Source organism: Vibrio sp. 10N.286.48.C11 (genome assembly GCF_041469805.1).
Classification (GTDB): domain Bacteria; phylum Pseudomonadota; class Gammaproteobacteria; order Enterobacterales; family Vibrionaceae; genus Vibrio; species Vibrio crassostreae_C.
Window position 1 is genome coordinate 20819 of the sequence record NZ_JBFRLK010000105.1, and the last position, 21258, is coordinate 42076.

At 45.6% G+C, this 21258-nt stretch carries 16 protein-coding genes; 6 read left to right on the forward strand and 10 right to left on the reverse strand.

Annotated elements, in window-relative coordinates; all coding sequences use genetic code 11:
* Positions 1–47 precede the first annotated feature (47 nt).
* Positions 48–536, forward strand: coding sequence for a hypothetical protein (locus AB4209_RS20730; RefSeq protein ID WP_050652302.1), 489 nt, complete (start codon positions 48–50; stop codon positions 534–536).
* 77 nt (positions 537–613) lie between these two features.
* On the opposite strand, the gene cyoE is transcribed toward AB4209_RS20730, so the two are convergent.
* The 7 genes from cyoE to AB4209_RS20765 all read right to left on the reverse strand — a co-directional run bounded on the left by cyoE (position 614) and on the right by AB4209_RS20765 (position 10405).
* Positions 614–1534, reverse strand: a complete 921-nt coding sequence (gene cyoE, locus AB4209_RS20735; protein ID WP_372057182.1) for a heme o synthase — start codon at positions 1532–1534, stop codon at positions 614–616.
* Positions 1495–1806, reverse strand: coding sequence for a cytochrome o ubiquinol oxidase subunit IV (gene cyoD / locus AB4209_RS20740; RefSeq protein ID WP_004736302.1), 312 nt, complete (start codon positions 1804–1806; stop codon positions 1495–1497). The genes cyoE and cyoD overlap by 40 nt, the downstream gene beginning before the upstream one ends.
* A complete protein-coding gene (gene cyoC / locus AB4209_RS20745; protein WP_080967339.1) occupies positions 1806–2441 on the reverse strand; it encodes a cytochrome o ubiquinol oxidase subunit III in 636 nt (211 codons plus the stop codon). Before cyoC ends, cyoD begins: the two co-directional genes overlap by 1 nt.
* On the reverse strand, positions 2413–4488 hold the full coding sequence (gene cyoB / locus AB4209_RS20750; RefSeq protein WP_372057184.1) for a cytochrome o ubiquinol oxidase subunit I: 2076 nt from the start codon (positions 4486–4488) through the stop codon (positions 2413–2415). The genes cyoC and cyoB overlap by 29 nt, the downstream gene beginning before the upstream one ends.
* A gap of 5 nt (positions 4489–4493) precedes the next feature.
* Positions 4494–5390 carry a ubiquinol oxidase subunit II gene (gene cyoA, locus AB4209_RS20755; RefSeq protein ID WP_081324494.1) on the reverse strand — a complete coding sequence of 299 codons (897 nt, stop codon included), beginning with the start codon at positions 5388–5390 and terminating at the stop codon, positions 4494–4496.
* Between the two features lie 786 nt (positions 5391–6176).
* Positions 6177–9275, reverse strand: a complete 3099-nt coding sequence (locus tag AB4209_RS20760; protein WP_372057186.1) for an efflux RND transporter permease subunit — start codon at positions 9273–9275, stop codon at positions 6177–6179.
* A gap of 8 nt (positions 9276–9283) precedes the next feature.
* A complete protein-coding gene (locus AB4209_RS20765; protein ID WP_372057188.1) occupies positions 9284–10405 on the reverse strand; it encodes an efflux RND transporter periplasmic adaptor subunit in 1122 nt (373 codons plus the stop codon).
* A gap of 236 nt (positions 10406–10641) precedes the next feature.
* On the opposite strand from AB4209_RS20765, the gene AB4209_RS20770 reads away from it, so the two are divergent.
* Positions 10642–11256, forward strand: coding sequence for a TetR/AcrR family transcriptional regulator (locus AB4209_RS20770; protein WP_372057190.1), 615 nt, complete (start codon positions 10642–10644; stop codon positions 11254–11256).
* Positions 11257–11350: 94 nt separating this feature from the next.
* Here AB4209_RS20770 and AB4209_RS20775 read toward each other — a convergent pair whose 3' ends face one another.
* On the reverse strand, positions 11351–11869 hold the full coding sequence (locus AB4209_RS20775) for a lipocalin family protein (protein ID WP_017060193.1): 519 nt from the start codon (positions 11867–11869) through the stop codon (positions 11351–11353).
* A gap of 320 nt (positions 11870–12189) precedes the next feature.
* Here AB4209_RS20775 and AB4209_RS20780 point away from each other — a divergent pair, with 320 nt between their 5' ends.
* Positions 12190–13938 carry an amidohydrolase gene (locus AB4209_RS20780; RefSeq protein ID WP_372057192.1) on the forward strand — a complete coding sequence of 583 codons (1749 nt, stop codon included), beginning with the start codon at positions 12190–12192 and terminating at the stop codon, positions 13936–13938.
* Positions 13939–14037: 99 nt separating this feature from the next.
* On the opposite strand, the gene AB4209_RS20785 is transcribed toward AB4209_RS20780, so the two are convergent.
* Positions 14038–14526, reverse strand: coding sequence for a hypothetical protein (locus AB4209_RS20785; protein ID WP_017068109.1), 489 nt, complete (start codon positions 14524–14526; stop codon positions 14038–14040).
* A 267-nt stretch (positions 14527–14793) separates the two neighbouring features.
* Between AB4209_RS20785 and AB4209_RS20790 the strand changes: the two genes are divergently transcribed.
* Together AB4209_RS20790 and AB4209_RS20795 are read left to right on the forward strand one after the other, a co-directional pair.
* Complete coding sequence (locus tag AB4209_RS20790) at positions 14794–16056, forward strand: amidohydrolase family protein (RefSeq protein WP_372057194.1); 1263 nt, start codon at positions 14794–14796, stop codon at positions 16054–16056.
* A 157-nt stretch (positions 16057–16213) separates the two neighbouring features.
* The gene (locus tag AB4209_RS20795; RefSeq protein ID WP_372057196.1) at positions 16214–17464 is read left to right on the forward strand and encodes a lipase family alpha/beta hydrolase; all 1251 of its coding nucleotides are present in this window, start codon (positions 16214–16216) and stop codon (positions 17462–17464) included.
* A 774-nt stretch (positions 17465–18238) separates the two neighbouring features.
* Here AB4209_RS20795 and AB4209_RS20800 read toward each other — a convergent pair.
* Positions 18239–19081 (reverse strand): hypothetical protein, encoded by an 843-nt coding sequence (locus AB4209_RS20800; RefSeq protein ID WP_017062424.1) that lies wholly within the window; start codon positions 19079–19081, stop codon positions 18239–18241.
* Positions 19082–19363: 282 nt separating this feature from the next.
* Here AB4209_RS20800 and AB4209_RS20805 point away from each other — a divergent pair, with 282 nt between their 5' ends.
* Positions 19364–20917: an amidohydrolase family protein gene (locus AB4209_RS20805; RefSeq protein WP_017062426.1), complete on the forward strand. Its 1554-nt coding sequence runs from the start codon at positions 19364–19366 to the stop codon at positions 20915–20917.
* Positions 20918–21258 lie beyond the last annotated feature (341 nt).

A 21258-nucleotide genomic window follows, 5' to 3' on the forward strand; every position in this document is an offset into this window, starting at 1 on the left:
CTTCTTCTGTCAGATTCTTCACCCTGCTATAGGTCTCGATAACCATTATGTTAAAACGATTTGCTTTGATTCTTTCACTCACCTCTTCACTCACGTTTGCCTGTGGTCTTCACCAAGATACCGGATTTAGTTTGGTGACAGAGCCCGGTTCACTCGAGGTGTTTGGTAACGTCATCACCGCCAGACAAGACGATGAGTTCAACAACCTCAATAAGCCGGATCACTTTCGACTCTTTGCCATCAAGGCTGCGCTTGCGAAACCCCACCCAAGCAAAATTGAGTTCAACTTATTCGAAGCAATTAAAGGTCATTACAGCCAAGTGAAACTTGAGAAGGGCGTCGATGTGTCAGGCAGAGACACTTTGCCTACAGAGAAAGATCTATTACTGATTACGGAACTCGATGTGTTCGATGCGCTAGCAACTGGCACCATCTCTTGGGATCACGCGACACTAAACGGCTTAGTGATCATCAACGGCCCACAAGATAAACGAGAACAGCTTGAAGATTGGCTTGGTGATATTTTTGAAGGGTAATAGCTTAAAGCAGAACAGATAAAAGGTCGTCAAACCCTCGGACTTCAGAACATTGAGGGTTCAACGACAAACTTAAATCAAAAAAGCGTAGGCAGTGGAATCAACTCCAGTCCCAGCACACCACTGATACTCATCACCACCAGCAGAGAGACCTTGAATACGGTCTTTGACCACTGAATGTAGTTGAGGCAATCAACCTTACGGAACGTCACTTTGGTCCACATAAAGCAAACGCCTGCCGACACGGCTAGGTATTCATAACCCGCCTCTCCGAGTAAAAATAACCCCAGAGCAACCGCACCAAACGCCACCACATAAGCTTTCATGTGTTGATGCGCTTTATCAACGCCCTCTTTCACCGGTAATACGGGAATGCCTGCATCGCGATAATCTTGAATGCGGAACATCGCAATCGCGTACGAGTGTGGCATTTGCCATAAACAGAACATCGCGAACAACAAAACCGCTTCCAAACTAATGTAATTAGTCACCGCCAAGTAGCCCACTAACTGCGGAACGGCTCCCGAAATACTGCCAACTAAAGTGCCGTAAACCGATGTACGCTTGTACCACATGGTGTAGAAAAAGACGTAAAACACATAGCCAAGCAACACCATGACCGCAGAGATCGGATTAGCGAACTGAAACAGCAGCGCTGTGCCTGCTAGCAGTAAAACCAAGGCATAGACGAACGCTACATCTGTATTGATGTTTCCTTGAACCAATTCTCGATTTTGTGTGCGCTTCATCTTTTGGTCGATGTCTCGATCAAAGATGTTGTTCACAACACAACCTGATGCAATCACAAGTCCCACACCCGCTAATGTTGTCAGTAACAACATCGCACTGGCTGGTTCTGTTTTTGCGGCGAGGAAGAACCCCGCCGCAACAGAAATCAGGTTGCCGAAAATGATGCCCGGTTTGGTGATAGACAGATATCTTTTCAGCATACCTTGGCCTACAACTTCATGTTGACGTTCATGTTGTAGATGATCCATACCGAGCCAGCGATAAGAATCAATACAACAATGGCGGTAAACATCAGTGACACCAAGTTCCAACGCCCATCGGAAGATTTCGCTTCCATATGTAGAAAGTACTTGAAGTGCACAAAGATTTGCACCAGCGCACAACCGAACAAGATCACGTAAGTTTCTGTGCTTGGTAACACATGAGCCCACACGATGTAGAACGGAATAATGGTGAGGATCAGTGACGCAATAAAGCCTTTCACATAATCCGTTGCACCACTGTCTAGATGCTGTTCCATTACATCACCCCCATTAAGTACACGATGGTAAATACACAAATCCAAACGATATCAAGGAAGTGCCAAAACAAGCTCAAGCACTGGAAGCGCATCGACATGTTGTCGTTCAAACCTTTGGTTGAAAGCTGGTGATAAGCCACCGCCATCCAAATCAGGCCAAACGTTACGTGCAAACCGTGTGTGCCAACCAAGGTAAAGAACGCAGAAAGGAATGCACTCTCTTGAGGGCCATAGCCTTCTGCAATCAAGTGATGAAATTCATACACTTCCATACAGATAAAGGCTAAGCCCAATACGAAAGTCACTTTGATCCAGCGCTTCAGTCCGGTCACGTCTTTGCGCTTCATCGCAATCATGCCAAAACCGAAGGTGATACTACTGAACAGCAGCATCATGGTTTCGACAAACACGAACGGCAGTTCAAAGATGTCTTTACCTGTCGGCCCTGCAATTGATCCACTCTCAAGCACGGCATACGTCGCGAAAAGCGTGGCAAACAGGACACAGTCACTCATCAAGTAAACCCAGAAGCCAAACAACTTATTCCCCGCAGCTTCGTGGTGATGATCATGCGAGTGTGCAAGATCATAAGTGTGTGACGGAGTATTAGCTTGCATACGTCGTCTCCAAGTCATCTTTTTTGTCGTTGTTATCAGTGTCAGCGCTGTTACCACGACCAGAATGGTCGCCTTTCACTGACTGTTTCTGCGCTTCTGCAAGCTGTGCACGTCGAGCCGCTTCAATCGCTTTGATCTCTTCAACTTCCACGTAGTAGTCCACATCGTCGTTGTAGCTGTGTTGAATACACGTCACCACGATGCCTACTAAGCTTGCAGCCGCTAGCCACCAGATGTACCAGATCATTGCGAAGCCAAATGCCAACGCCCATGCAGACACATAAATGCCTGTCGGTGTGTTCTTCGGCATGTGAATACGTTCGTATTCTTCTTCCTGAGTTGGATCAAACTCACCACTTTGCTTTTGATACCAGAACGAATCGATCTCATCGCCCTTAGGCAATTTTGCAAAGTTATAGAACGGTGGTGGTGACGATGTCGCCCATTCGAATGTACGTCCGCCCCAAGGGTCACCCGTTAGATCTCGGTTTTGGTCGCGGTCACGAACACTCACGTAAATCTGAACGAACTGACACACCACACCCATCGCAATCACGCCCGTACCTGCAGCCGCAACCGCCAATAGTGGGAAGAACTCAGGGTTAATGTCTTGGCTCAAACGACGCGTCATGCCCATAAAACCTAGAGCGTAAAGCGGCAAGAACGCCATCAAGAAGCCGATGATCCAGCAGTAGAACGCACGTTTGCCCCAAAGCTCGTTCAAAGTGAAACCGGTCGCTTTCGGGAACCAGTAACCAATCGCAGCGAAACAACCGAACACTACGCCACCGATGATTACGTTGTGGAAATGCGCAATCAGGAATACTGAGTTATGCAGAATGAAATCCGCACCCGGAACCGCCATCAATACGCCCGTCATACCACCTACAGTAAAGGTGATTAGGAAACCGACCGTCCACATCATTGGTGTGGTAAAGCGGATACGACCTTTGTACATGGTGAATAGCCAGTTGAAGATCTTAACCCCGGTTGGGATAGAGATAATCATGGTAGCGATGCCGAAGAAGGCATTCACATTGGCGCCTGAACCCATGGTAAAGAAGTGATGCAGCCAAACCACAAACGCTAAAATAGTGATAGCCACCGTCGCCCATACCAGTGAGGTATAACCAAACAGTTTTTTGCGAGAGAAGGTTGCAGTCACTTCAGAGAACACACCGAAGATAGGCAAGATTAGGATGTACACCTCAGGGTGTCCCCATGCCCAAATCAGATTCACATACATCATCACGTTGCCACCAAGGTCGTTGGTGAAGAAGTGCGTGCCGATGTATCTATCCAACGTCAGAAGCGCGATGGTTACCGTTAGGATTGGGAAAGAGATGATGATCAGGATGTTGGCACACAGAGATGCCCAAGTGAATACTGGCATCTTCATCATTGGCATAGACGGAGTACGCATGCGCAAAATGGTCGCAAAGAAGTTCACACCCGTTAACGTGGTACCCACACCGGATATTTGCAGTGCCCATATCCAATAATCGACCCCGACTCCTGGGCTCGCCTCAATGCCAGACAGCGGCGGATACGCCAACCAACCCGTACGGCCAAACTCACCTAAGCCAAGCGACATGTTGGTTAGGATAATACCCACCACAAACAGCCAGAAGCTCAAGTTATTCAGATAAGGGAATGCAACATCACGAGCGCCAATTTGCAGCGGCACGATGATGTTCATCAAGCCGATAACCAATGGCATCGCGACGAAGAAAATCATGATCACGCCGTGAGCCGTGAAGATCTGGTCATAGTGATGTGGCGGTAAATAGCCAGTCTCACCCGCTGCAGAAAGCAATTGCTGACTGCGCATCATGACCGCATCGGCAAAGCCACGAACTAACATCACCATCGCGACCGCAATGTACATGAAGCCTAGTTTTTTGTGGTCTACAGACGTAAACCATTCATTCCATAGGTATTGCCACTTACCGGCTTTTGTTACCGCATACACCACTAAACTACCCACTAAAGCGATCATGGTTAAGGTGATCAAAATAATGGGTTCGTGGTAGGGAATTGAGTCTAGAGTTAATCTTCCAAACATGACGATTATCCTTGGGTTTCCGGCAAACAGTTCATTGAACCAGGGTGCTGGGTCACGACATCAGTGAATAAAAATGGTGGGATACTAGAAAACAGCGTCACAGGCTCAGCCACACTTGGCGCGGCCAATGAACGGAACTGCTCCCAATCTTCAATACGATCAGGACTTGCTTTCACTTTCTCCACCCAGTTTAAAAACGCCACTTGATCAGGCATGGCCGATGCGGTGAATTTCATCTGAGAGAACCCTTTCCCACTGTAGTTCGATGCAAAGCCTTTGAAGTCACCTTCGTGGTTTGCAATCAAATTCAACTTGGTCACCATTCCCGGCATCGCGTAGATCTGCGAACCAAGACGCGGGATAAAGAACGCGTTCATGATGTTGTCTGAAGTCAGCTTAAACGTCACCGGAACATCTTTCGGGAACGCAACATAGTTAACCGTCGCAATGTTTTGCTCCGGATAGATGAACAGCCACTTCCAGTCCAGAGAGACCACTTCGATCACCATAGGCTTAACGTCACTCACCAGAGGCTTTGATGGCTCTAATTCGTGTGTTGTTCGCCAAGTGATGGTGGCTAGAATCGCGATGATGATGATTGGAATCGTCCATACCACCACTTCGATCTTGGTTGAGTGCGCCCAGTCAGGTGCATACTCTTCTGTGGTGTTGCTTTCACGGTATCTATAAGCAAAGTAGATGGTCATCAGAATCACGGGGATGACGACGATCAGCATCAGCAACAGAGCCGTAATAATCAGCTCCTTTTCCTGAACGCCAACGCTACCTTTTGGGTCGAGCAATGCGGAGTTACATCCTTCGAGCATCAGGACGGTTCCCACCAAACCAATCCTCGACAGATTTGCTCTCGATAAAATGCGTTTATATCTTGAAGCTTCCATTAACTTTCTCGATGGTTATCCAGCCTCAGAACGAACGCCCGAGTACTGGTTGTCATGGTCATTAGAATATTTATGTGTTGAGCATGTGAAACGCCGCATCTCAAAAAGCAATGCAATAAGGTTCGTTACTGCCGGGTTAAAACCACACAGAAAACATGACTTAATTGTTACACTTTGAAATGCATTGTTACATTTGGCGCATTATGAAGAGTTGAATTTGAAAGCTCACCAAACAAACTTGGAAACTAACCTTCCATTTATGAAGACGAAAACTAAGAAGCAGTAAGCGATTAAGACGCACATCAATAGCGTGCTACACAGATGGAGCCAGTACTGACAAGGGATTTAGAAAAAGTAGATAAACACTCGCTCACAACCAAAGCTCGGGGCAAGTTCAAGGTACATTAGAAAGAGCGAATAAATAGAAGTGTGACGCCCGTCAAAATTGTGAATTCACATACCATTTACAAGGTATTCACTGGTTAGATTATTCAAAACACCCACTCATTCACCAACAAGATAATCAAGCATTCATCGATGCACTAATGTGACGAATTGAAAGAATATAATGACTAACAGAAAGAATACTGTGGCTAACAGAAAGGATAATTTGACTAATTGAGGGCGTAATAGCGGTGAAAAGCACAACAAAATGGTAGGAATTGGGATGAATTTATCGAGAATAACAACACCATAATCGAGCCAGATACGGCTCGATTATGGTCAGTTGAAGAGCAGTTAAATTTAAGAGACGTTAAATCAAAGATGCGTTAAATTGAAAAACAGTTATGCAGCTTGAGTCGCGATGGTTTTTCGCTGATTTTTAGTCATCAAATGATAAACCACCGGCACAAAGTAGAACGAGATAAGCGTGGTTAATACGGTACCGCCCACAATAGCGACCGCAAATGGAGGCCAGAAACCGCCACCAGCAATAATCAACGGCATAAAGCCACCAACGGTTGTGATTGTGGTTGAACTGATATGTCGAGTACACGACATAACGGCATCAATGACTGCATCAACACTCCCAGAGGAAGCCTCCTTGTCTAGCTTCAATTCAGTCAGAATCACGATGGCCGCGTTGATCGCCAAACCTGCAATGCCGAGCATCGCGATGATCACCGTAAAGCCAAACGGATAACCGAAAATCCACACCGACAACAACCCTAACCCACCAGCCAGTCCTGCTACCAAGAAGATGATGCTGCTCATTCGGAATGAGTTGAACGACATCACCACCACCAACACCATCAATACCACCACGACTGCGACATTCGAGATCAGGCTGTTGACTGAATTGTCTCGTTCAGCGGATTCACCACCAAAACCAATCGTATAGCCCGATGGCATCTGATAGTTTTCTAGGCGTTTTTGGAATTCATTGAGCACGGTTTGAGGCAAGACACCTGCTTCAATGTAGCCCTCAATGGTATTCACACGCTGCCCATTTCTGCGGGTAATCGCGCCACGACTGGTGGTCAGTTCAAGCTCGGCCAGAGTCGAAACATTAATCCCCGTTGAGTAGACATCTGAACTGATTGGCAGACGGATATTGCTTAAATGCGCTAAGTTCTCACGCGCCTCATCTGCTACACGAACACGGATTGGCACTGACTCACTGCCTTCAATCACAAAGCCACTTTCACGACCTGTCAGCGTAGTTTGCAGCATACCTGCGAACTGGTTCAATGAAATACCATTCAGCTTTGCGGTGTCTTCATCGACCTTCAACCACACCTTCGGCGTACCTGGTTGCAGCGTTTCCCTTGTGTGCGTCACATGAGGAACACCCGCCAAAATCAATCGCACATCCTCACCAATCGCTTTCAACGTATCGAGGTTTTCACCATACACTCGCAGTTCAACGGGCGCGGTAAATGGAGGCCCTTGGTTAAGCTTACGTACCAAGATTTGTGCTTCCGGCACCTCTTCATCCAACATCTTTTGCAACTGTGGAATTAGCGCATTGGCTTGGTCAAAGTTCTCTGTTTTCACCATGGCTTGCGAGAAGTACGGCGCGTTATTTTGCCTTGCTTGCAGGTTGTAATAGAAGGATGGGAAGTTTGCACCCACGAGCCAATCGATACGCTCCACTTCAGGGTAACGATGAATGATATCGTCGATTTTTTCAGAGGTGTTTTTAGTGGCATAAATGCTCGCTTGCGGCGGCATGTACACCTGGATCTCAAACATGTCTCGGTCTGATGGCGGGAAGAATTGCTCAGTCAGCTGAGACATACTCCAGTAACCGGTAAACGGTACCAATAACACCAAAGCAATCGTGATAATTGGATGCGTGACGCCAAAGCGAACAGAAGATGAGAACCAGCGCGTCAAAGCCGGGATTCTCAAACCCGTCATGTACCAATGGTGCTGCCCTTTCTTGTCGACATCACTGAGTTGTTTCGGCAGTAGCTTAGTCGCTAAGCCTGCGATTAAGGTGTGCGAGATGATGTAAGAGCCGATCAATGAGAAAGAAACGGTAATCGCAATTCCCCCCACAAACTCACCTGATGCACCCGGCATCAAGATAATCGGGGCAAACGCCAACACGGTAGTTAAGGTTGAGCCTAATAACGGCACCCACAAGTGCTTCAATGCATTCATGGTCGCTTCAGCTCGTTGTTGCCCTTTCAAACGATAAGCTTGAATGGTATCAACCATCACCACCGCGTTATCGACCATGATCCCAAGCGCCACAATTAAGCCTGTCACCGACATTTGGTTAATCGGCACACCGGTCATTTTCATGATCGACAACGTCAATAATGAGGTTAACGGTAGAGAAATGGCGACTAAGATCGCAGCACGTACGCCTAAAGTGACAAACAGCACAATCAAAATCAGACCGAAACCGATCATCAAGCTTTTGCCTAAATCGTCTAAGCGAGTTTCGGTATAACCTTGCTGATTAAAGAGCACGGTCACCTTAACGTTACTTGGTAACTCTTGCTCAAATTTACCAATCAGAGCATTCGCTCGCGACGTCCAGTTGTCGACTCGCAGATCAGGATGCATTCTTGCCGCGACAATCACACCCGTCTCACCATCAACAATAGCAATCTGGTCTTGTGGGGTTTTCTCACCACGTTTCACCGAAGCAATGTCTTCCATACGGATGATGTGACCTTTGCTATCAGTGGCTATTGGCACTTGCTTAATGCGTTCAATGGAATCCAGTTCAGATTTAATTTCTAAGCCAAAGCGAGAATAAGCACTGACCAGTTCACCCGCCGAGTTCTTGGCGTCTGCCCCTTCGAGCGATTCAGCGATATTGGCGCTTGAACGCCCTAGAGCAGCGGCATCGGCCGTACGTAAACTGATTTGAATCTCTTCTTGAGGCATCCCGTATTCATCAACGAATTCAGTACCCGACAAAGTTCTTAGTCGCTTGGCGAGCTCTTTGGCATAACGGCCCAGCGTTAACCTATCAGGCTCGCCTGCACCAGACCAAGTTAGAGATGCGATGGTCGTGAAAGCATAGGTATGGTCGCTATCGAGATCAGGCGATTGAGCACCCGCAGGCAAAATGGATTCGATGTCAGATAGCTTGTCGCGAGCTTGAGACCAAACCGGCTCAGGTTCGGTGATGGTGTCATTCAATTCTAAGGTGACAATAGACACGCCCGGCCTTGACGTCGAGCTCACCAATTTAACTTCACTCAGCTCACGCAGCTTGTTCTCGATTACCTCAGTAACCAAGGTTTCAACACGCTCGGCACTGGCGCCGGGGAAGCTGGTTGTGATGTTCGCGTAACGGTTGATGATTACTGGGTCTTCTGCACGTGGCAACGTCATGAACGCCGAAATACCACTCACCATCAGCAGCGCGGTCATCAAGATAAGCAGTCGAGTGTTGGAAATAGTCTCTATTATTTTCATACTATTACCTACTCAGCCGCACTGACTGGTTTCACGATTTGGCCGGGAACCAAACGATGTAAACCACTGGATATCACCTGCTCGCCTTCGCTGATTGCACCACTCACGTAGGCTCGTTGGTTGTTGGCAAACAACACCTGTACGCTTCTACGTTCAACCTTATTATCTTCACCAATAACGAAGATATTCCACACACCACGTAAACCATCGATCAAACCCGTGAGTGGAACCCAGTAACCTTGGTCATCGATTTGCTCATCAAACTTAAGGTACGCAAGTTGCCCTTCTAAAACAGAAGCTTGCTCCGGAAACAGGTAACGTAGGCCAACACTGCGAGATTGAGTATCCACCATCGCCCCCGGATTAAGCAGGCTCACAGCGAAATCGTCTCGCCCGACACGAATACTTGGCGAAGAAAGCGAAGTCACTTTTTGCATTTGATGGGCAGGAATACCAATGAAAGCTTCTTTACCTTCTGAGGCAAGCAGTGTCAGGGTCGGATTGCCCACATTTACAACATCACCTAAAGAGACAAAGCGTGTTGCGATGGTGCCAGAATAAGGCGCAAGCACTGTCGATTTCACTAGCTTCAATTGATTGCCTTTTACTGAGGCATCAATGCGCAGCAAGTTCGCCTGCAATACACGTTGTTCACTAGTAAGAGAATCAATCTCCGCTTCGGCACTGAAGCCTTTCGCTTTCAATGAACGTTGACGTTTAAGGTTCGCTGCCACCAAACTCAATTGAGCTTTGACTTCTTCAGCCTGCGCTTTCAGTTGGCTAGACTCGGTTTCCAAAAGTTGGGTATCCAATCGGATCAATGGCTGACCCGTTGTGACTGTGTCACCGACATCCACCAGAATCTCATTGACCTTACCCGCCAATTCAAAACCCAAATTCGCCTGCTGCCCGGCCTTTACCACACCGACATATTCGCGCTGTACCGCATACGATGGAGAGCGTTCCAAAGCGACAGTTTCTACTGTTAAGACTGTCGACGCTGCACTATTCGATTCCACTGCAGCATTATCTGCATCGGATGCTGTCTCGGCTTGTGTATTTTCACCACACCCGACAAGAAGAGTCGACAACGCCACTGCTACTGCGCTTCCCTTCATCAATTTATACATACTTCCTGTTCCTATGCGGTACTCAATTATGTTCTTTTTTTAGACTAACCAAACCAAACTAGACTGTCTAGTTTGATTATGTTAAAAATAAGTTTCATGGTTAATGTTTGATAAAACCATCACAAAAAGCATAATGCTTAGCGCCAAATGAGACACCTATAGCGGAGTATCAATAGGCACTAAGCAAAGAGACAAGCTAGGTAACGACCCAACACCAAGTAACGAGAAGCAAGCACGTGACAAAAATCATCAAGAGTGAACAGAAGAGATCGCAGATCTTAACCGCAGCAAGTAAACTTTTCTCTGAACATGGCTTCAAGATCAATATGGATCAGATAGCCAAAGCAGCGAACGTTTCCAAGCAAACGGTCTACTCTCACTTTAAAAACAAAGACGATCTTTTCGAAACCTGCATGCAAACTAAGTGTGCCGAGCGTGAACTCAGCCCTTCTGCTTTTGATATGAATGCCACTTTGGAAGACGAGTTGGTGAAATTTGGTGTGAAGTTTCAAGATTTGTTACTTGATGAGCAATCCAGACAGACCTTTCAAAATGCGGTGAGCCAATCCAACACGCACCCAGAGATCGCTTCGATCTACCTAGAAACAGGACCGCAAAAAACTACCCTTTTGCTCGCCGATTATCTACAAAGCAAAGTGGACTCGGGTGATTTGATCTTATCAACGTCAAGCTCACCAGTCATTGCAGCACGCCAACTGTTGCTGATGTTTCACGGCAAATCGGCGTATTGGTCATTCTTCGGTCACGATAGCGGAGAATCCGAAGAAGAAAGGCTTCACTACACTCGCGAATGTGTCGCGCTATTCTTGAACGGCAACCAGCCTCGTTAATTGTAGCTCTATCTTTGAATAAAAAAGGCACAGAGAAATTCATCCTCTGTGCCTTATCAATCATCAGTCACTCTCAGCAATAACAGCGATCGGTTTATTGGGTATGTTCCACAACGATCAGCTCATCGGTATTGAAGCCACGCTCTTTCGACATGGCTTTAAACTTCTCCATCACTTCTGGTGCGACTTCAGGCGTTCTTGCGAGTAGCCATAAGTAATCAGTGTCGGGCCCAGAAACAAACGCGTATTGGTAGCCCTCTTTGTCTAATTCAAACACGACATAAGCGCCGTAGAAAGGGCCAAAGAAAGACACTTTCAAATAGCCTTGTTCAGAGCCCTCAACGAAGTACGCTTTTCCTTCCGCTTCGTTCCACTCACCTTCTTCCGCCGAATAACCACGGTTAATCACCTTCACGCCGCCATCATCACGAAGGCTGTATTCAGCGCTGATGTTGTCTAAGCCACGCTCAAACGAGTGATCCAAACGAGCCACTTCGTACCATTTCCCTAGGTATCGTTCCAACTCAAACTGTTGAACAGGCTTTACCGTTTCGGGCATGCCAACACAACCACCCAATAAGATCACGCTAAGCAGCAATAATATTTTTTTCATCCTAACCTCGACTTGTTTTTATTAGTAATGCGAGTAAGTCTCTTGAAAACATAAACTTACATCCTTGGTAATACGTTAAATCCATTTTTATAGCTCACTTAACTGTAATTTATTCAGAACCTTATGTGAATTGTTTAGTCTGCGAATGGATTCGCAATCCTTTATTGACGAGCTGTATTCCCACAACCACCTCAAAAGGCACTGGAATTACATTCAAACAAGAGAGCAACCAAGGACACTTTATTATTAAAAATTCACGATATGATTCTCGCCACTCGCTTTCTATACTTACTAAACCGTGGAACATGGAAGACATAATAATGAATAACAAGCTCACTCTGCCACGTACTGCATGGATAGCATTACTCACAAGCTTATCGGCCGTAGCGCCGGTGCTTGCACAAGCCAACACTATTGTTCAAACACAAACACCAGTTCAAGCGCAAACATCTGTTCATAACCAAAGTGCTGACCAGATCTTTATCAATGCTGATATATACGGGCATCGTGAGTCGGACTCGATCGTTACCCACAAAGGCAAGATCATCTTCATTGGTAACCAATCACAGGCGCAAACTTTTCAAGGGCAAAGCACTGATGTCATTGATTTAGACAATGCCTTTGTCCTTCCGGGATTTATTGATAACCATAACCATGTGTTTGAAGCCGCCTCAGAGCTGGGTGGCAATTGTGAACTCGACTCTGAAGCAACGTTAGAAGAGCAAATCCCCTACTTAGAAGCGTGTAAGATCAATGCTGATACCGATGGCAGAGGTTGGCTTATGGGCTATGGTTTTTCTTTGGAAGCGATGCTCGATAGCGACTCTGACTACACGCCACTAGAGATCATCGACAGTGTCTTCCCTAATCGCCCCGTGGTGCTTATGGAGCAGACTTCACACTCGATGTGGGTCAACTCAAAAGCACTAAAAATCGCTCGAATCAGCCAACAATCTCCAGACCCACAAGGCGGTGTTTATTTAAAAGACCAAGACAGCAGCAAGCTCAATGGCATCTTGCTAGACAATGCTGGCGATCAAGTGATGGAGATGGCTTGGAATAGCCAAAGTGAACTGTTTGAGCAAAGCTACCAAGGCTTAATGTTCGGGCTTGAGGAAGCGGCAACCCACGGCATCACCACCATTGGCGACGGTCGCATGTATTGGAAACGAGGTTGGTATGACGTTTGGCTAGAGGCCGAGCAAAATCAAGACTTAACTGCGCGAGTATCGCTACGCCCTTGGGTGTACCCATCGATGGTGATGTCTTCTCAATTAGAAGTCTTTGAGAAAATGCATTCCGACGATAAAAGCCATCTGTTACTTGTCGATCAGGTGAAAATGTACAGTGATGGCATCTTTATCAATGGCACCGCCAAAACACTCGCGCCCTACTTAGATACTTATCTACCCCAGTCTCCTAATGGCTTGAACTATATTCCGCCAGAACAAATGAAAGAATGGTTAACTGCGCTCGAGAAAATCGGCTTTAGCGCCCACATTCATGCGATTGGTGATGGAGCGGTTCGTGAATCTCTTGATGCGATAGAAAGTATTCGCAAACAAGGTTCAACCAAACCCTACACCCTAACCCATGTCGAATTAATCAATGATGAAGATGTGCCACGCTTTCGCCAGTTAGATGTAACTGCAGATTTCCAAGTTGGCTCTGATTACATTGCAAGGCATCAACACCAATGGGCCGAAGCTTTCCTTGGTGCTCGCCGTGCCAAAGCCATGATGAACCTCGATGCAATACTCAAGACCGACGCCAATATCACCTTAAGCAGTGATTGGAACGTACACGACATCAACCCATTGGTCGGCATCGCGAACAGCTTAATCATGGGCAAAACCGGCCTAACCGATATCTATACCGCCATCGACGCTTACACGCTCAATGCCGCCAAAAGTCTTGGGATTGAAGACGTAACAGGTTCTATTGAGGTAGGAAAATCCGCTGACTTCGCCATTCTCGACCGCGACATCACCACAGTGTCAGCAAGACAAATCGCCAAAACTCAGGTGTTGATGACGGTGTTACGCGGGAACGTGGTTTACGAAAAATAGAGCCAATTCGCGTATCGAATTGGTTATCGCAACTCAAACGAAAACGAGCCAGCTTATTCAACTGGCTCGTCTGTTATTCACATCTGTATTTTAGTTCTGTTACGCGTTGGTCTCTTTAAGCGCTTTCACATGTGAATCTTGTTTGTCATCCAGAGCAAAGTAGATCTTCGATACAATCACTTCAGCAACCAGAATCGTAAATACCACAGCGAAGAAAGCAACCACGCCGCCCCAAGGTCCTGTAAAACTCACCTTATCTCCGAACAGAAGGTTAATCGCTTCTAGCATCACGAATTTTGAGCCCACCAAGATAATGTAAGTGGTGATTGCTCGGTACACCTTAGGTGCAGTGCCCGGCTTGCTTTTAAAGTGTTCAGCAATCTTGTGCTCTAAACCAATAGAGAGCTTCAATAATAGCTGCAACAACAACGCCGCAATCAAAGATATAGTGAAAGACTCAATGTTGACGAAGTCCCAGTACTCATCGAAGAAGTTAAGCACTACTAAGTCCACCAGCACGGCTAACGTGTAACCTACGAATAGACGTTGTGGTGTGTTGAACCCGTAAACTTTGTCTGATTTAGTCATTCTGTCTCTCTCTAATCTAATTTGATAAGTCGCCTTGATTTGAAATACATCTTAGCGTTCGAATCGAAGCAAAACTTACCATTTCATGACATCGCCAACATTCATTCCTCAAATTAATGATTCGACAATAATCCCCCTTTCCTCTCTTATAGCAATAGCAAAAACACTCCCAATTCATCACTGTCACCAAATGGCCATTCTTCAAATGCTGCGCCCCATAAGATGACTCCATCAGCGACACACACTCATTTCCAAAAGGTGCAGACTATGAAAAAACTAATCACTAACGCGAACGTATTTAACGGTGTTGATAACAACCTAATCGAGAACGTATCTATTCTTATTGAAGACAACTTGATCACTCAAATTGGTGAGGTTGACGCTACGTTAGCCGATGAAATTATTGATGCTCAAGGTGGCACAGTAATACCTGGCTTGATTGATGCCCACGTTCATATCACGCTATCTGCGCCTTTCAATGTGATTGATACTATGACACGTGAAGAAGTAGCGATTCGCTCAGCAAAGATTTCAGAAGAGATGCTGATGCGCGGCTTTACCACCATTCGTGACGTAGCAGGTAACACGCTTGGTCTTAAGAAAAGTATCGATAACGGCTACGCAACTGGCCCACGAATTCTCCCTTCAATGGCGGCAATTTCACAAACCAGCGGTCACTCAGATTACCGCCAAAACCAAGCACAAGAGCGTTTGGCTAATGGGCACGAAGACTCGCCAATGATGAAGCTTGGCGCAATGAAAGTGGCAGATGGCCGTTCAGAAGTATTGAAAGCGGTACGTGAACAACTGTTTATGGGCGCGTCACAAATCAAGATCATGGCTGGTGGCGGTGCATCATCAACTTTTGACCCGCTAGACACATTGCAATTTACGTCTGACGAGATGAAAGCTGCGGTACAAGCCGCTTCAGATTACGGTACTTATGTTGCTGCGCACATTCACACTTCCGATGCAATGCGCCGAGCGGCAGAAGCGGGCGTGATGTCTTTCGAACATGCGACCATCATGGACGACGATATTGCAGAGATCATTAAAGAGAAAGGCATTTGGGTGATTCCTTCTTACTTTACCTCTTCATTGATTGCAGAGCGTAAGATCCCGCTGCCAAATGAAGAGACATACCGCAAGACAGAACGCGTAGGCAAAGCGATGTTCAAGTCAGCAGAACTGATTAAGAAATACGACATCCAGAACATCGCTTTTGGCACTGACTGTGTGGGTGAGACCAACGTTCATGCGACACAATTGAATGAGCTTGGTGCGATTGAGCAAGTATTCGATACCATCACCGCACTTCGCATGGCGACATCAAACTGTGGACGCTTGTTCGAGATGTCGACCTATCAACACCCATACCAAGAAGGCAAGTTAGGTCAGATCGTTGAAGGCGCGTATGCCGACCTATTGATCATCGATGGCAACCCACTGGAAAGTGTTGCTTGTGTCGCTAACACAGAGACACAAAAATTGATCATGAAAGACGGTAAGGTGTACAAAAACACGCTTTAGTGTTCAATATACTCACTAAGTAATGAAACCTCTCAGGCAAGCAAGCGAACTTTATAGTCGTTTGCTTGCCTTTTTATTAAGCGCTGTTTTATTGCTACTATTAAACTCAGGTTATTGATTTATGGATAAATCGGGGTGGGATAAGGATGAAATTAGAATGAAGCTATTACTTACTGCACGCTTAATCAGCACAGTGCTATTACTCAGTTCACTGCTGTCAGGGTGCGGTAACTTTAGAAATCTATCTAATGAGATACAAGCCATCGACTCCATAACCAATCAATACATGGTTACCTTGAATCAACATGCCTCCGGTTCTGCCGTGGTGATTGAACAAATCAAAGACATTAACAAAGGCGAGGTTGATGGCTACGATGGCATCATAGACAGTGACAGTATTCACTTACATGTATCGAATAACATCCACTACCTACTTATCTTTGAAGATAAGAATCAAGACCTTACCCTACAAGCCGATGAAGCTTTCAGTGTAATCAACCTACGTGATCACCAAGACAGATCAACAATAGAAGTCTCACTAACGGTTAATGAGAGTGAAGCCCCAAGAGCGTTTGTTGATCGTTCACTATCTTCACTGTTAAAAATCGAATTGGATTTGATCGACATAGGCACAGTCGTGAGCTTGGAAGCTCCACCTTTTGACAGAAAAAATGGCAAACTCGGCATGTGGCAGCCGCTGACCTTTTTGCTCGAAGATAACGCTGGGCTCTACTTTCTGTCAGAGTTCGACCCAAACAAAACCCCGATCTTGTTTGTGCATGGCATCAACGCCACTGCGTTAGATTTTGCCCCACTGATTGAAAAAGTCGACCAATCTAAATATCAGATCTGGGTCTTTAACTATCCTTCAGGCTTGTCTCTGGCTTTGAACTCCAAAGGCCTGAATAACCTCATGCACACGGTGTTAACGGAATACAAAATCCAACAATTACATGTTGTGGCACATAGTATGGGCGGGCTTGTCGCCACCAACAGTCTTCGCCAGTGCCGTATTGGGCAGCTATGCGATTTTGTAAGCAGCGTAGCCACCATATCTTCGCCGTTTGGTGGTGTCGAGTCTGCTAAACAAGGGGTCGAGTACTCTCCCGTAGTAATGCCGGCATGGGTTGATTTAAATCCAGACGGGAAATTTATCGCTGACTTATTAATTGACAGCAGTAAGATTCACATTCCCCACTTTTTAGCCTTTGGTTATAACTCGGGCGACCTATTTAATACCAACAGCAACGATGGTGTGATCAATTTATCAAGCCAATTGTCGCGCCCAGCCCAACTCCACGCGTCACAAATCCTCGGCTACAACGAAACCCATTTGAGCATCTTAGATAACGATGACCTTTTTGAAGACCTGTCCGAGTTTTGGTTAAGAGCTGAAGAAGCACATTGATTTATGATTCGGTGCACTAGGCGGCGTAGGTAAATCAGATATTAAAATTGGAACGCTTAGGCATTCCAATCTTTTGGGTGAAGCGTAATGTTTTTCTGAATTGAGAGCATTGATATCCTGTGCGTTCGGGCTGATTTCGAACACCCACCCCCTCTAACTCCCCCTCCAATTAAGTTTATCCCCCCTCTAGATTGACGACCGAGGGGGAGAACCTTCTTTAGCGCTGAATGTGTAACTGCACATGTAACGATCTGTATTCAGTTCCTCCCCTTTCTACGAACCACAATGGATTGTAGATACTGATTAAGGGGAGGCTAGGAGGGGATTTTTAGTAGGACTAACACGGATTTGCCCAGAACCTTCTTAAGGCTCAGAGATTCTGTGCGGAAAGGGATTAAAGTGAGTAACCGTGTATCGGGGGTCTTAGCCTGCATGGCTATTGCAGCACCGTTGGAAATACCTAACTGATGCCGTTGAAGAAGCTATTATACTTATGTTGAAATAGACTGAATTACTAGCTGGCGGTTGTAAGCAGGTTAAGTATGTTAGGATAAAGTATAGTTGCCTTAGCCTAAAAATTTATGCAGTAACTTATGAATTTGACACTTGGTTAAAAGTATTACCATAAGTATTACCGCTCTCTTTGCGAGTTTTTTTATGGATATATATCAGAATCTTAAATAAATAAGTCGGATTCCTCACTCACCGCCAAATTTAAGACCGCAGCAGTTCGCTGCGGTTTTTTTATGTCTAATTTTATCCTGCGACCTGTTATCACCAAGGAAGAGCAACAACAGGTGTGATGACCAGTCGAAGTTGATGCTCTATCCCAAACGCGTCAGGGCTTTCAATGTAGTTCCAGTATTGAAGACCAAACTTGATGGGTTTGCCACCAATGAGAGTCGTCTTAGCGAACCCAATACCAATAGGGAATGACAATTTATTTCCACTGCTCGCTTCGTGATTATAGCTCCAAGTTGGTTGCGCTTGAATTTGCCATCCATCGTCTAGATTCGCGGTATAGAAGTACTGTCCACCAGTAATACTCGCGTCGGCGTCATTGCTTCCGCCAGCGTTCCATTGATGGGTAATTAACGCCCCGATAACCCCCCAGCTTTGTACGTAGGCTAAGGCAAACTCTGGACCGAGTAAGAATTGATCGTTACCCAGTTCATCGCTTGTTGCGGTGGGCAGTGTACCCACTATCCCCCCCACGACAATCATGCCGCTCTCAAAGGTATGACCAACGGCCACATCAAAGCCGATATCACCGAGACCTGCATCTGAATTTTCAAATCTATCGCCCTTGTAATAGGGTTGGTCAAATATTAAAGGTATATTTGGTCTGATAAATAAGTTGGTTCGCTCTGCAATTGGCACAGGGAGAACAGGTTGAAAGCTCAAGCGATACCCGTTCTGACTGTTCGCTGAATTTAAGTCGCCTTGATAGTTCGTCCAATCCAAGTTAAAGGACATCGAGCCAAGCGTTGTGTTTGGGTTGGCTAGCTCTTTAGCTACCTCCTCTACATCTTGCCCCTCGTCGGCTAACACTACGATGGGAAGAGTGACAGCAAAGAAGAATATCGCGCTTAAACTTCGTAATTTAAGGTTTGGCATTTTTTTTCCCTGACGAAAACGTTGGTACATAAACGTTTAGCTATGAAGGATTATTTTGTCAAAGTTGCCTTTATAGAGAAGGGCAGCTCTGGAGCGGCAAAGTCAATAGCTGTGGGTGAGATGAGCGTAAAAGTGATTGTTTTTGAGTCACTTTCTCTTGTCACGTTAGATTTGTCTTATCAATGAGCAAAGATGAGGATCAGGTAGATAGCGTGAAATTATTGGTCTAAGATTTTTGACACGTAACACTTATAGTTCATCTCACACACACGGGATAAAATTATGAAACCACTAGAATCATTCATTAAAAAGGCTACGATCGTCGGCTTTGGCCTTATGTCACCACTTGTTATCGCCGCTAATTATGATGTTGTAATTTTGAACGGCAGAGTTATCGACCCTGAAACAAATTTCGATTCTGTTGCTAATGTCGGGATCAAAGATAATAAGATCACAGCAATAACGACCGATAGTATTTCTGGGGATAAAACTATTGACGCTACAGGTAAAGTTGTTGCCCCTGGATTCATCGACGTCCACGCTCATGGTCAAAACATTGGTGACTACAGAATGCAGGCGATGCAAGGCGTTACCACTATGCTGGAACTCGAATCTGGTGTTCTACCTATCAGTGACTGGTATGCAGGACAAGCTGAAAAAGGCTTACCATTAAACTATGGTGCAGCAGCTGGTTGGACTTACGCTCGTATTGCTACATTTAGTGAGACGGAACCCGAAGCGACCGTTGGCTATTTCCAAAAAGCTCAATCACGTAATGATTGGAAGATGGATATAGCAACACCTGAGCAAGAAAGTAAAATCATCAAGCTGATTGAGCAAGGCCTTGATGAAGGTGGCCTAGGTATCGGGATTAACGCTGGCTATGCACCGGGCCATGGTCAAAAAGAATATTATGCATTGGCTGAATTAGCCGCAGAAAGAGACGTAGCAACCTATACTCACGTTCGCTATGCCAGCAATGCCGAGCCACAAAGCTCGTTTGAAGCCGTTAAAGAATTAGTGGGCAATGCCGCTATCACTGGCGCTCATATGCACTTTTGTCATATTAACAGTACTTCATTAAAAGATATCGAAACCATCTTACCTATGGTCAATAAGGCTCAAGAACAAGGAATCAATGTTACTGTGGGCGCTTACCCTTGGGGCGCAGCAAGTACTGTCGTTGGCGCAGCCATGTTTTCTGGTGAAGGCTGGCGGGAACGTATGGGTTCAACCGCTGAAAACTTTCAGCTAGGTAAAGAACGTATGACAGAAGAACAGTTGAAAGACTACCAAGAAAATAAACCTGGTACCTTTATTGTCTGGCACTTCCTAGACGAGCAAAACCCTAAAGATCTTGCTCTATTAGACGCTTCGATTCTAAATCCTAATGTGTTGATTGAATCTGACGAAATGTTCTGGATGCATATGGACGAAGACGGCCACATTGAAAATTATGCAGGTGACGAGTGGCCATTACCAAAAGATCTATTCTCTCATCCTAGATCAAATGGCACCTTTGCTAAAGTACTCAGAGTCTATGTTCGTGAGCGCGGCTTGTTAACGATGACGGAAGCACTACGTAAAATGACACTGATGCCAGCTCAATTAATAGAAGATTTTGTCCCTCAAATGAAAAATAAAGGACGAATCCAAACTAATATGGACGCAGATATCGTGGTATTCGACCCAGAAACTATCGCTGATGTGGGCACCTACCAAGATCCTAACCACCCAGCCGTAGGCGTACATTGGTTATTGGTTAACGGCAAAATCGTTGTCAACAACACACAACTAGATACAGACGTTAAAGCAGGCGAAGCCATTCGACGTTAATTCACCTAATCAATGATAAATCAGACTATAGAAAGCGATACTCAGGTATCGCTTTTTTATCTCACCTCTTCGATAATTTCTTAAAGTGTCACATATAATACTTTTAAATGAATTTTCTAATTGAGGTAACATTTAGATAGATTTGCCAAAAATATTCGACATAAATCACGTTTTTATCATGTCATTGGGCGTAGTTTATTTATAAAAAAGGTGCATAAAAAGGTGCGTACAAAGGGCTTAACACTCCGTTTGATATAAATCCGTACCTATCTTTACTTCCAAACTTCCAACATATTTATATTTTATAGAAGCTAACACTGTTACATAGACAGGATCTTAAG